Here is a 12,618-nt window from a genome sequence, read left to right on the forward strand (position 1 = left end):
ACGGACACTCCCGTCCGGCGTCTCATTCCACGGTCTGGCGGCCCTCGGGGAGGGCGCTGCAGGAGCTGCGGAAGGAGCAGCGCTTGCAGTGTTCGCCGGTGGCGGGTGCGAAGCGTTCGTCCAGGACGCGGCCGGCGGCGGTGGCCAGCAGGTCGCCGACCCACTCGCCGGAGCTGCCGGGGGACAGCGCGTCCTGCGCCTGGATCCTCGGGACCTCGTCGCCGCCGTCGCGCTTGGCGGCGCCCTGGCGCAGCTGGACGAGTTCGGCGCCGCCCGGCTCGGGACGGCGGCCGTCGAAGACCTCGTCGACGGCCCCCTCGCGGACGGCGAGCTGGTAGACGGCGAGCTGGGGGTGGCGGGCGACCTCGTCGCGGGTGGGGGCGCCCTTGCCGGTCTTGAAGTCGACGACGTACGCGCGGCCCTGCGGGTCGGCCTCGACGCGGTCCATGGAGCCGCGGATGCGGACGGCGTACTCGCCGGCGTCGAGGGTGACGTCGAAGTCGTGCTCGGTGGCGACGGCGGTGCGGCCGCCGCGGTCGGTGGTGTGCCAGCGCAGGAAGCGTTCCAGGGCGGCGCGGGCGTTGTCCTTCTCCTGGCGGGACTTCCAGGGGGCGTCGAAGGCGAGGGCGTCCCAGACGGAGTCCAGGCGCTCCATGAGGACGGCCAGGTCGGCGGGGGTGCGGCCGGAGGCGACCTCGTCGGCGAGGACGTGGACGACGTTGCCGAAGCCCTGGGCGGCCGTGGAGGGGGCGTCGGCCTTGACCTCGCGGCCCAGGAACCACTGGAGGGAGCAGGTGTTGGCGAGCTGGTCCAGGGCGCTGCCGGAGAGGGTGACGGGACGGTCCCGGTCGCGCAGGGGAACGGCGGAGGCGGTGGGCTCGTACAGGCCCCACCAGCGCTGGGGGTGCGCGGCGGGGACCAGGGGGCGGTCCTCGTCGTCGGTGAGCGCGGCGAGCCGGGCCAGGCGCCGGGCGGCGGCGTCGCGCAGGGCGGGTGAGGCGTCGGGGTCGACGGTGGTGGCGCGGAGCTCGGCGACGAGCGCCGGGACGGCGAGGGGGCGGCGGGGGCGCCCGGTGACGTCCTTGGGGGTGACGCCGAGTTCGGTGAGGAAGCGGGAGGGCTGGTCGCCGTCCTCGGCGGGCGCCTTGACGGCGGTGACGACGAGGCGGTGGCGGGCGCGGGTGGCGGCGACGTAGAACAGCCGGCGCTCCTCGGCGAGGAGGGCGCCGGGGGTGAGGGGTTCGGCGAGGCCGTCGCGGCCGATGCGGTCGGCCTCCAGGAGGGAGCCGCGGCGGCGCAGGTCGGGCCAGAGCCCTTCCTGTACCCCGGCGACGACGACGAGACCCCACTCCAGGCCCTTGGAGCGGTGGGCGGTCATCAGGCGTACGGCGTCGGAGCGGACGGTCCTGCCGGCGAGGGTGTCGGCGGCGATGTCCTCGGCCTCCAGCTGCTCCAGGAAGTTGAGCGCGCCGCGGCCGCCGGTGCGCTCCTCCGCGCGGGCGGCGTTGTCGAAGAGGGCGCACACGGCGTCGAGGTCGCGGTCGGCGTTGCGGCCCGCGGGGCCGCCGCGGCGGGCCTGGCGTTCGAGGCGCTGCGGCCAGGGGGTGCCGTCCCAGAGGGTCCAGAGGGCCTCTTCGGCGGTGCCGCCGCCCTGGAGGAGCTCGCGGGTCTTGCGCAGGAGCAGGCCGAGGCGCTGCGCGCCGCGGGCGTACGCGGGGTCGTGCGCGGTGAGGCGTTCGGGCTCGGCGAGGGCGCGGGCCAGCAGGACGTCGGAGGGCGCGGGGACGGCGACCCCGGCGGCCCGCTCCTCGTCCCGCAGGGCGCGCCCCAGCCGGCGCAGGTCGGCGGCGTCCATCCCGCCGAGGGGCGAGGAGAGCAGCTCGACGGCGGCCTCGACCCCGACCCACCCTTCGCCTCCGGCGGTTCCGGTGGGGGGCGCGGCCTCGCCGGGGGCGGTCGGGACGGTGGCCGTCTCCGCGTCGGCCGGTTCGGGGGCGGCAGGCACCGGGGCGGCAAGGGCGGTGGCCGCCTCCGCGTCGGCCGGTTCGGGGGTGGTGGGGGCGGCTGCGGCCTCGGCCGTGGTGCGGAGGGCCGTCAGGAGGGGGGCTATCGCCGGTTCGTGGCGCAGGGCCGTCGCCGTGGTGTCCGTCTCCGCCGGGACGCCCGCCGCGATCAGGGCGCGCCGCATCGCCGGGAGGGTGCGGCCGCCGGAGCGGACCAGGACGGCCATGTCCTGCCAGGGGACGCCGTCCTCCAGGTGGGCCCGGCGGAGGATGTCGGCGATGTTGTCCAGTTCGGCCCCGGCGGTGGGGTACGTGTACACCTCCACGCTGCCGCCCCCGCGGGCCGGCGTCAGGTCGCGGTGGGCCCGTACGGCGGCGGCCGGCAGGCGCGGGACCGGCATGCGGGTGGTCAGGAGGCGGGTCGCGGCCAGGAGGTTCGCGCCCGAACGGCGGCCGACGGTGAGGGCGCGGACCCGTGCGCCGGGGAAGGACGCCTCGAAGTCGAGGGTGTTGTTGATGTCGGCGCCCCGGAAGGCGTAGATCGACTGGTCGGGGTCGCCGAAGGCGACCAGCGTCCCCGCCGGGCCGTTGAGCGCGCGCAGCAGCCGCAGCTGGGAGGCGTCCGTGTCCTGGTACTCGTCCACGTAGATCACGTCGTAGGAGGACGACAGGGACGGGGTCTCCTCGGCGAGGAGGACGGCGCGGTGGACCAGCTCGGCGTAGTCCAGGGAGCCCTGGAGGTCCAGGACGTCGAGGTACTCGGAGAGGAAGGCGGCGGCCGCCTTCCAGTCGGGGCGCCCGATGCGGTCGGCGAAGGCGGCGAGGGCGGTCGGGCCCAGGCCCAGCTCGCGGGCGCGGGCCAGGACGGCGCGCACCTCGTCCGCGAACCCGCGCGTGGTCAGCGCGGCCCGGAGGTCCTCCGGCCAGCGGATCGAGCGCAGCCGGCGCTGGCCCTCCAGCAGGGTGCGGACCATCACGTCCTGCTCCGGACCGGACAGCAGGCGCAGCGGGTCCGCGAACAGCTCGTGGTCCTGGTGGGCGCGGACCAGGCCGTAGCAGAAGGAGTGGAAGGTGGTGGCCTGCGGGGCGCGGGCGCCGCCGAGCCGCAGGGCGGCGCGGTCGCGCAGTTCGACGGCCGCCTTCCGGCTGAAGGTGAGGACCAGGATGCGGGCCGGGTCCGTCCCGGCCTCGACGCGGGCGGCGGCCGCCTCCACGAGGGTCGTGGTCTTGCCGGTGCCGGGGCCGGCCAGGACGAGCAGCGGTCCGCCGGTGTGATCAACCACCGCCTGCTGGGCCGCGTCCAGAACAGGGGGAGCCACCTGCCGCGGGCCGGTGCGCACCAGGCGGTACGCGTCGGGCGTACGCGTACGCCGCTCCGAGCGGCCGGGAGAAGAGGTGATCACGTGGGGTGCCGGTCCTGGTGGGTCTGCGGGTGCTGTCAGCGGGACGGACGGCGCGGGCGCCGAAGCCGAAGAGGCAACGCTACGGCAACCGGCGGGGCCGCCGCAGTTCCTCCCGGTGGGCCCGGACGTCGCCCCGCAGGGCCCGCGGGCCGTCCCCCGTACGGGCCTTCGGGTGCCCGTCCGGATTCCGGATGGCCGAAGCTGTCAGGTGTGAGCCTCGTCGCCTCCGGAGCCCTGCCCGCGCCCGTCCCAGCGTGCCCGCCGCATGGCCAGCCGGGGTTCGCCGGAGGGCGTCTCGCGCAGCGGGGTGCCCTCGGTGCGGTAGTGCTCCAGCGCCCGCCGCTCGTGCCCGGGCAGGGGGACGCCGTCGGCGCGCACCACCCGCCACCAGGGCACGGCTCCTCCGTACAGGGCCATGACGCGCCCGACTTGGCGCGGTCCGCCCTCGCCGAGCCACTCGGCGACGTCGCCGTACGTCATCACCCGGCCGGGCGGAATCCGCTCGGCCACCTCCAGTACCCGCTCCGCGTACGCGGGCAGCTCTCCGCTCATTCCGCCCATGGTGCCGGACGCTCCGGGCGGCACGTCGGAAGCTTCGGTTCCATACCGCCGCGCACCCTGATGCCCCGCTGGGCCGCCGGTCCGTGCCACCATCTTCCGGGCGGTGACTGGTGATACGTGATCAAGAAGAGACGGAAGTGACGGCGAAGGAGCGGGGTGTGAGCCCTCCGGACAGTGCGGGAACGGGCGGGGACGCCCGCCCGGACAAGGACGCGCCCGACGGTGCGCGGCCCGCCGGGGACGCACACGCGCGCCCCGCCGGGGACCCGCCCCCCGCGGAGCGGCGCCCGCACGACCCGCACCCCGACGACCCGCCCGGTCACACCCCGACCGCGGCCGACCGCGTCCAGGTGGACGAGCCGCTGCTCGCCGCCCGCGTGCACCGCCCCTCCGACCTCGTACGCCTCCTCGTCGGCCTCCTCGGCATCGCGGTCGTCCTCGGCATCGCCGCCTTCGCGCACGGCACGACGGTGGGCCTGGAGGCCGACATCAGCAAGGGCACCGGCCAGGCGCCGGACGTGCTGATCAAGGTCGCGGGTCTGGTGTCGAGCATCGCGGTGCTCCTCGTCCCCGTCGCCTTCGCCATCGAGCGGCTGGTCAAACGCGACGGGCTGCGCATCGCCGACGGGGTCCTGGCCGCCGTCCTCGCGCACGGGGTCACCCTCGGGATCGACCTGTGGGTCTCCCAGGGCGCCGCCGACACCATCCAGGAGGCGTTGACCCGCTCCGCCGGAGACGGGGCGCTCACCGACCCGGTGCACGGCTACCTCGCGCCGGTGATCGCGTATATGACGGCCGTCGGGATGACGCGGCGGCCGCGCTGGCGGGTCGCGCTGTGGGTGGTGCTGCTGCTGGACGCCTTCGCGATGCTGGTCGGCGGCTACACCACCCCCTTCTCGATCATCCTGACCGTGCTGATCGGCTGGAGCGTCGCGTACGGGACCCTGTACGCGGTCGGCTCGCCGAACGTCCGCCCCACCGGGCAGCACCTCCTCGCCGGGCTGCGGCGGGTCGGCTTCCAGCCGGTCAGCGCGATGCGCGCGGAGGCGCCCGAAGGGGACGCCGCCGAGACCGGCGACCGGGGCAGGCGCTACCACGTCACGCTGGAGGACGGCCCGCCGCTGGACGTCACCGTCGTGGACCGCGAGCAGCAGGCGCAGGGGTTCTTCTACCGGGTCTGGCGGCGGCTGACCCTGCGCGGGATCACCACCCGGCGCAGCATCCAGTCGCTGCGGCAGGCCCTGGAGCAGGAGGCCCTCCTCGCGTACGCGGCGATCGCGGCCGGGGCGAACGCGCCGAAGCTGATCGCCACGTCCGAGCTGGGCCCGGACGCCGTGATGCTGGTCTACGAGCACCTGGGCGGGCGCACCCTCGACGCCCTGTCCGACGAGGAGATCACCGACGACCTGAGCCGCAACGCGTGGGAGCAGGTACGGGCCCTCCAGTCCCGCCGGATCGCGCACCGCCGGCTCACGGGTGACGCACTGGTGGTGGATCGTTCCGGCAAGGTCGTCCTGACCGACCTGCGGGGCGGTGAGATCGCGGCCGGCGACCTGGTGCTGCGGATGGACGTGGCCCAGCTGCTGACCACGCTGGGCCTGCGGGTCGGCGCGGAGCGGTCGGTGGCCTCGGCGGTGTCGGTACTCGGCCCGGACACGGTCGCGGACTGTCTGCCGCTGCTCCAGCCGATCGCGCTGAGCCGCTCCACCCGGGCGACGCTGCGCAAGCTGGCCCGGGAGCGGGCCGACCGGCAGCGGGAGGCCGTACTGGAGTCCTCGCGGGCGGCGAAGGCGGCCCGCGAGGCGGCGGCGGGCACGGCCGGGGCCTCCGGGACCTCGGCGGCGGCGGAGCGCAAGGCGGAGAAGAAGGCGCTGGACGACGCGCTGGAAGGGGCGCGGGAGGAGGACCTGCTGAGCCAGATCCGCAAGCAGGTGCTGCTGATCCGCCCGCAGGCGCCGGTGGAGCCGGCCCGGCTGGAGCGGATCCGGCCGCGGACGCTGGTGTCGTTCATCGCCGGGGCCTTCGGCGCGTACTTCCTGCTCACACAGCTGGCCCACGTCGACTTCGCGACGATCGTCGGCGAGGCGCAGTGGGGCTGGGTGGGGGCCGCGCTGGCGTTCTCCGCGCTGACGTACGTGGCGGCGGCGATGAGCCTGCTGGGGTTCGTCCCCGAGCGGGTGTCGTTCCTGCGGACGGTCGTCGCGCAGGTGGCGGGGTCCTTCGTGAAGCTGGTGGCCCCGGCGGCGGTCGGCGGCGTCGCGCTGAACACGCGGTTCCTCCAGCGGGCGGGGGTGCGGCCGGGGCTGGCGGTGGCGAGCGTCGGCGCCTCGCAGCTGTTCGGGCTGGCCAGCCACATTCTGCTGCTGCTGTCGTTCGGCTACCTGACGGGCACCGAGAAGACCCCGGAGATGACCCCGTCGAGGACGGTCATCGCGGGTCTGCTGACGGTGGCGGTGCTGGTGCTGGTCGTCACGGCGGTGCCGTTCCTGCGGAAGTTCGTGGTGACGCGGGTCCGGGCGCTGTTCGCGGGTGTGGTGCCGCGCATGCTGGACGTGCTCCAGCGGCCGCAGAAGCTGATGACGGGCATCGGCGGGATGCTGCTGCTGACCGGCTGCTTCGTGATGTGCCTGGACGCGTCGATCCGTGCCTTCGGGGGCGGCGACACGCTGAGCTACGCGAGCATCGCGGTGGTCTTCCTGGCGGGCAACGCGCTGGGTTCGGCGGCGCCGACGCCCGGCGGCATCGGGGCGGTCGAGACGACGCTGACGCTGGGGCTGATCGCGGCGGGGCTGGAGAAGGAGGTGGCCATCTCCGCGGTGCTGTTGTTCCGGCTGATGACGTTCTGGCTGCCGGTGCTGCCGGGGTGGGTTTCGTTCAACTACCTGACGCGCAAGGAAGCGATCTAGCTCCGCGGGGTTGCGGGGGGGCGCTGCGCGGAACCCGTCCCCGCACGCGGGCGGGGCCGCGAAACCCGGGGCTCCGCCCCGGACCCCGTACGCGCGCCTTCTCCCGCGCCCGCGCGCACCGACTCCCGGAGGGCGACGGTTTCCTCGTCCCGCCCGTGGACGGCCGCACGCTGCGTTCGTACTGCGGGCCTCGGTCGGCCGGATCGGCGACGAGGCGCGCCGGGAGCTCCCCGACGGCGAGCCGGTCCGCCGCGCCGCCGGCGAACCCCACCGGGCGGCGGGGCCGCTGGGCGAGCCCGTCGCGGCCCGGGTCACCCGCCGGGACCGGGGACTGCTCCAGTACACCGTCGGCCACCGGGACCGCGTCGCCCGCATCCGCCGGGCCGCCGCGCAGCTCCCCCGCCTCTGCCTGTGCGGAGCCGCCTACGAGGGCGGCGGCCCGGGGCGTCCCGGAGGTGGCGTAGATCCCTCCGGGCGCCCCGGAGGGGAGCCGGGCCGGGCGCGTCAGTCACCCGCCTGGACCGTCAGCGGGCGGCGCACGGGCCGGGCGCCCACGATGGGGACATGCCCACGATCGCCTCGCGGACCACCGCCGCCGCCGCCCTCGCCGCCGCGCTGCTCACCACCAGCGCCTGTTCCGCCGGCAGCGGCGGTACGAAGCAGGCCCCGGCCGGGGCGACCGCGGAGACCAAACCCCTGGTGTGGGGGGAGTGCGCGGCCCCCGACGCCGCCGAGGGCGGAGGGCAGGCGCCGCCCCCGGACTGGCAGTGCGCGACCCTCGACGTGCCGCTCGACTACGCCAAGCCCGAGGGGGAGACGATCCCCCTCGCCCTGATCCGGGCGAAGGCGAGGAAGCCGAAGGAGCGGCTCGGCTCGCTGGTGTTCAACTTCGGCGGCCCCGGCGGCTCCGGGATCACCACCCTGCCCGGCGCCGCGAAGGACTACGCCGCCCTGCGGGACCGCTACGACCTGGTGAGCTTCGACCCGCGCGGCGTCGGCCGCAGCGCGCCGGTGCTCTGCGAGAACGACAGGCAGCTGGACGCCTACTACGCCCAGGACTCCTCCCCCGCCACCCCCGAGCAGGAGAAGGCCTTCACCGACGCCCTGCGCACGTACCAGCGGGCCTGCCAGGCGAACTCCGGCAAGGTGCTCCCGTACGTCGGCACCGAGAACGCCGCCCGCGACCTGGACCGGATCCGCCAGGCCCTCGGCGACCCGAAGCTGAACTACTTCGGCATCTCCTACGGCACCGAGCTGGGCGGGGTCTACGCGCACCTCTTCCCGAAGAACGTCGGCCGGGCCGTCTTCGACGCGGTCGTGGACCCGACGAAGGACTCTGAGCAGGGCGCGCTCGGCCAGGCGAAGGGCTTCCAGCTGGCCCTCGGCAACTGGGCCCAGGACTGCGTGGACCGGGGGGAGCAGTGCCGGATCCAGGGCACCACCGCCAAGGAGATCGAGGACAACATCGTCAAGCTGCAGAAGCAGCTGGCGGCCAAGCCCATCCCCGGCATCGGCGACCGGATGCTCACCGAGACGATGGCGACGAACGGCATCGCCCAGGCCCTGTACTCGAAGGAGCTCTGGCCGCTGCTGGAGCAGGGTCTGGACGAGGCGGAGGGCGGCCAGGGGCAGCTGCTGATGGCGCTGTCCGACGCCCTCAACGGCCGGGACCAGCAGGGCCGTTACAGCAACATCGGCGCCGCCAACACGGCCATCAACTGCGCCGACTCGAAGGACCGTTACAGCCTGGAGGAGACCAAGGCGAAGCTGCCGGAGTTCCGCAAGGCCTCCCCGGTCTTCGGGGACTTCCTGGGCTGGGCACTGATGAGCTGCACGGGCTGGCCGGTGGCCGGGGCCTGGCAGACGCCGGACGTCTCCGCCCCCGGTTCGGCGCCGATCCTGGTGGTCGGCAACACCGGCGACCCGGCGACCCCGTACGAGGGCGCGCGGAAGATGGTGGAGCGGTTGGGCAAGGGCGTGGGCGTGGAGCTCACGTTCAAGGGGCAGGGGCACGGCGCGTACAACAGCGGCGACGCGTGCGTGCAGCGGGCGGTGAACGCGTACCTGCTGGACGGGAAGGTGCCGGGCGCGAACGCCGTGTGCACCCCCGGCGCGAACGACGGAGGGGCCGTACCGCCGAGCGGTACGACCCCTCCGGGACAGGCCTAGTAGACCGGCTTCTCGGGCTCGATCTGGTGGACCCAGCCGATCACGCCGCCGCCGACGTGGACGGCGTCCGCGAAGCCCGCGTTCTTCAGGACCGCGAGGACTTCCGCACTGCGGACACCCGTCTTGCAGTGCAAGACGATCCGCTTGTCCTGCGGCAGGTCCTGGAGGGCGGTGCCCATCAGGAACTCGCCCTTGGGGATCAGCTTCGCGCCGGGGATCGAGACGATCTCGTACTCGTTCTTCTCGCGGACGTCGATGATCTCGATGTTCTCGCCCTCGTCGATCCACTCCTTGAGCTGCTTGGGAGTGATCGTCGACCCGGCGGCGGCCTCCTGGGCCTCCTCCGAGACGACGCCGCAGAAGGCTTCGTAGTCGATGAGTTCGGTGACGGTGGCGTTCGGGCCGCAGACCGCGCAGTCGGGGTCCTTGCGGACCTTGACCTGGCGGTACTGCATCTCCAGGGCGTCGTAGATCATCAGGCGGCCGACGAGCGGCTCGCCGACGCCGGTGAGGACCTTGATGGCCTCGGTGACCTGGATGGAGCCGATGGACGCGCAGAGCACGCCGAGGACGCCGCCCTCGGCGCAGCTCGGGACCATGCCCGGCGGCGGGGGCTCCGGGTAGAGGCAGCGGTAGCAGGGGCCGTGCTCGGACCAGAAGACGGAGGCCTGGCCGTCGAAGCGGTAGATCGAACCCCACACGTACGGCTTGTTCAGCAGCACGCAGGCGTCGTTGACCAGGTAGCGCGTGGCGAAGTTGTCCGTGCCGTCGACGATGAGGTCGTACTGGCTGAAGATCTCCATCACGTTCTCGGCTTCGAGCCGCTCTTCGTGAAGGACCACGTTGACGTACGGGTTGATGCCCAGGACGCTGTCGCGAGCCGACTCGGCCTTGGAGCGGCCGATGTCCGACTGGCTGTGGATGATCTGGCGCTGCAGGTTCGACTCGTCGACCTCGTCGAACTCCACGATGCCCAGGGTGCCGACGCCGGCCGCGGCCAGGTACATGAGGGCGGGCGAGCCGAGGCCGCCCGCGCCCACGGCCAGCACCTTGGCGTTCTTCAGGCGCTTCTGGCCGTCCATCCCGACGTCCGGGATGATCAGGTGGCGGGAGTACCGACGGACCTCGTCAACGGTGAGCTCAGCAGCTGGCTCGACCAGGGGTGGCAGCGACACGGGGACTCCGTAGATGGGTAAGTCTGAACGGTGGTTCTTTCCGTAACACTGCCACGCCCTTCTTCATTCCGAGACACCCGGTCCGATACGTGAGACGAATTCGTCCCAGTAGGCGGGCATCGACTCCCACGGGTCCCGGTCGGGCGTCGCGCGCCGGTCGGTGAACCAGATGGTCCCGGCGCCCTGCCAGCGGGCGATGCGGACCGCCTCGTCCAGGTGCGTGCGGGGCACCCCGTGGACCAGGTGGCAGAACCGCTCCGGCGGGTGGTCGGCCGTCCACTCCGCCACCTGCGACCAGCGGTAGTCGGCCCAGGCCCCGGCGAAGGTGACCAGCTGGTCGGCGGCCTCCAGGTAGGCCTCGCAGGGATGGGTGCCGTGTCCGAGCACGATCCGCAGCTCGTGGCCGAGCCCGCGCAGGGCGTCGGTGAGCCGGCGGACCCCGGCGAGTTCGGAGCGGTCCGCGGGGGCTTCGGCCAGGTAGAAGCCGCCGACGCCGTACCAGTCCCGGAAGCGGTGGGCGTCGGAGACCAGCTCCCCGAACGGCCGGGTGCCGCGCCGCAGGGCGAGGTGGCCCAGGACCGTCCCGCCCGCCCCGCGGAGCTTCGCGGCCGCCTCGGTGCAGTGCGGGTCGGGGCGGCCGCCGGGGCCTGCGGAGACGTTGAGCACGGCCCAGTGCAGGGGGGTGCCGGGGCGGGTGAGCTCGGCCCACTCCACCGGGGCGAGCAGCGGGTGCGCGTAGCCGGGGATGCCCAGGCCCAGGCGGCCGGACTCGGTCGCGGCGGCCGCCGTGGCCCCGGGCGGGGTGGTCAGATGCGGCACGCCGCCTCCATCCAGATGTCCGCGAGGGACTCCTCCAGGTTGATCCGGGGCCGCCAGCCGAGCCGGTCCCGGGCGGTGCGGACGTCCGCCTGCTGCCAGGCGCCGCAGCCGTCGGGGTACGGGAACGGCTGCGGGGCCGCGGTGGCCAGCTGTTCGGCGGTGGCCTCCGAGCGGGGGGAGCCGATGCCGGCGAGGCCCTGCGGGCGGCCGGGGTGGCCGTGCTGCGGGGTGTTGTGCGGGCCGCCGTGCGGGACGTCGAGCTCGTTGAGGGCGCCGCCGTACCCGGCGACCCGGGCGAGCACGGCCGCGGCGTCGCGCAGCCGGACCGCGCGGCCGGTGCCGATGTTGACGACGCCCTGGGCGGCGGACAGCGAGGCGGCGTGCACGGCCCGGGCCACGTCCCGCACGTCGACGAAGTCGCGCTGCACGCCGAGCCCGCTGAGCTTGAGCTCGCCGTCCCCGGACTGCATGGCGCGCCGCATGGCCTCGGCGAGCCGGCCGAGGGGGGACCCGGCCGGGGTGCCGGGGCCGACGGGCGAGAACACCCGCAGCACGACGGCGTCCAGTCCGGAGCCGAGCACCAGCTCGGTGGCGGCGAGCTTGCTGACCCCGTACGGTCCGCCGGGTCTCGGGACGGCGTCCTCGGCCGTGGACGATCCGGGCTGGCTGGGCCCGTACTCGGCGGCGCAGCCGAGCTGGACGAGCCGGGCCCCGCAGCCGCTGCGGCGCAGGGACTCGCAGATGGTGGCGACCGCGACGGTGTTGTGGCGGGTCAGTTCGCGGGCCCCGCCGCGGGTGGCGCCCGCGCAGTTGATGACGACGCCGGGGTGGACGGCGTCCAGGAACCGGGTGAGGGCGCCGGGACTGCCGGTGGCGAGGTCGAAGCGGACGTCGGCGTCGTCGCCCCGGCCCAGCGCGGTGAGCTGGACGGCGGGGTCGGCGAGCAGCCGGTCCGCGACGTAGCGGCCGAGGTAACCGTTGGCTCCGATCAGCAGCACCCTCATCGCGCGGCCCCTCGGTTGGTTGGCTGGCCGGTCATCCTTTTCTCCTTGGTGAGTTGTCGTTGTGCAGGGGTACGGCGCTCAGGGACGCGCGTGTGCGGAGGCACGGGACAGCGCGAGGAAGGCGTGTACGAGGAGTGCCGCGACGGCCGCGTACACCGCGGCCGGGGCGGGGACCAGGGCGAGCGCCAGGGCCGCGGCCACCGGTGCGCGGTGGGCGCCGTGGCGCAGGAGGAGCCGGGCCAGGAACAGCAGCACCGCGAGCGGTACCGCCGTCGCCCGGCCGGCTCCGGCGAGCGCGGCGGCCCCCGTGGCGGCCGCGGTGAACAGCAGGAGGGCTCCGGCCAGCAGGGGCCGGGCCCCGGCGCCGAACTCGTCCAGTGCCCGGCTCCCGGCGAGCCGCCGCCGGGCCCGGGCGGCGTAGAGGGCGGCGGTGAGGTGGCCGGGGGCCACGGCCAGGGCGAGGGCCGCGCCGAGGGCCGGCCCGTGCCGGTGGGCGGCCCAGCCGGCGGCGGCCGCGGCGAGCAGGTGGGCGGTGGCGGGGAACCGCCCGCCGGCGACCCGCCCGGGCCACACCAGCG

At 74.9% G+C, this 12,618-nt stretch carries 7 protein-coding genes and 1 pseudogene; 2 read left to right on the forward strand and 6 right to left on the reverse strand.

The window, feature by feature from the left end; genetic code table 11:
• Nucleotides 1-22: 22 nt before the first annotated feature.
• Together WDV06_RS07385 and WDV06_RS07390 are read right to left on the reverse strand one after the other, a co-directional pair.
• Nucleotides 23-3,406, reverse strand: a complete 3,384-nt coding sequence (locus WDV06_RS07385) for an ATP-dependent helicase (protein ID WP_395508826.1) — start codon at nt 3,404-3,406, stop codon at nt 23-25.
• Nucleotides 3,407-3,610: 204 nt separating this feature from the next.
• Complete coding sequence (locus WDV06_RS07390) at nt 3,611-3,967, reverse strand: MGMT family protein (protein ID WP_395508839.1); 357 nt, start codon at nt 3,965-3,967, stop codon at nt 3,611-3,613.
• A 110-nt stretch (nt 3,968-4,077) separates the two neighbouring features.
• On the opposite strand from WDV06_RS07390, the gene WDV06_RS07395 reads away from it, so the two are divergent.
• Together WDV06_RS07395 and WDV06_RS07400 are read left to right on the forward strand one after the other, a co-directional pair.
• Complete coding sequence (locus tag WDV06_RS07395; protein ID WP_395508827.1) at nt 4,078-6,873, forward strand: lysylphosphatidylglycerol synthase transmembrane domain-containing protein; 2,796 nt, start codon at nt 4,078-4,080, stop codon at nt 6,871-6,873.
• 564 nt (nt 6,874-7,437) lie between these two features.
• Complete coding sequence (locus tag WDV06_RS07400; RefSeq protein ID WP_395508828.1) at nt 7,438-9,042, forward strand: alpha/beta hydrolase; 1,605 nt, start codon at nt 7,438-7,440, stop codon at nt 9,040-9,042.
• Here WDV06_RS07400 and moeZ read toward each other — a convergent pair.
• From moeZ to WDV06_RS07420, 4 genes and pseudogenes are all read right to left on the reverse strand, one after another.
• Nucleotides 9,039-10,217, reverse strand: a complete 1,179-nt coding sequence (moeZ, locus tag WDV06_RS07405; RefSeq protein ID WP_045950911.1) for an adenylyltransferase/sulfurtransferase MoeZ — start codon at nt 10,215-10,217, stop codon at nt 9,039-9,041. The genes WDV06_RS07400 and moeZ overlap by 4 nt on opposite strands.
• Nucleotides 10,218-10,280: 63 nt before the next feature.
• Complete coding sequence (locus WDV06_RS07410) at nt 10,281-11,036, reverse strand: spherulation-specific family 4 protein (RefSeq protein ID WP_395508829.1); 756 nt, start codon at nt 11,034-11,036, stop codon at nt 10,281-10,283.
• Nucleotides 11,024-12,040: an NAD-dependent epimerase/dehydratase gene (locus tag WDV06_RS07415; protein ID WP_395508830.1), complete on the reverse strand. Its 1,017-nt coding sequence runs from the start codon at nt 12,038-12,040 to the stop codon at nt 11,024-11,026. Before WDV06_RS07415 ends, WDV06_RS07410 begins: the two co-directional genes overlap by 13 nt.
• 78 nt (nt 12,041-12,118) lie before the next feature.
• Nucleotides 12,119-12,618 (reverse strand): annotated as a pseudogene (locus tag WDV06_RS07420) (hypothetical protein); the annotation flags it as partial.

The organism is Streptomyces racemochromogenes (genome assembly GCF_044129415.1).
Taxonomy (GTDB): Bacteria; Actinomycetota; Actinomycetes; order Streptomycetales; family Streptomycetaceae; genus Streptomyces; species Streptomyces racemochromogenes_A.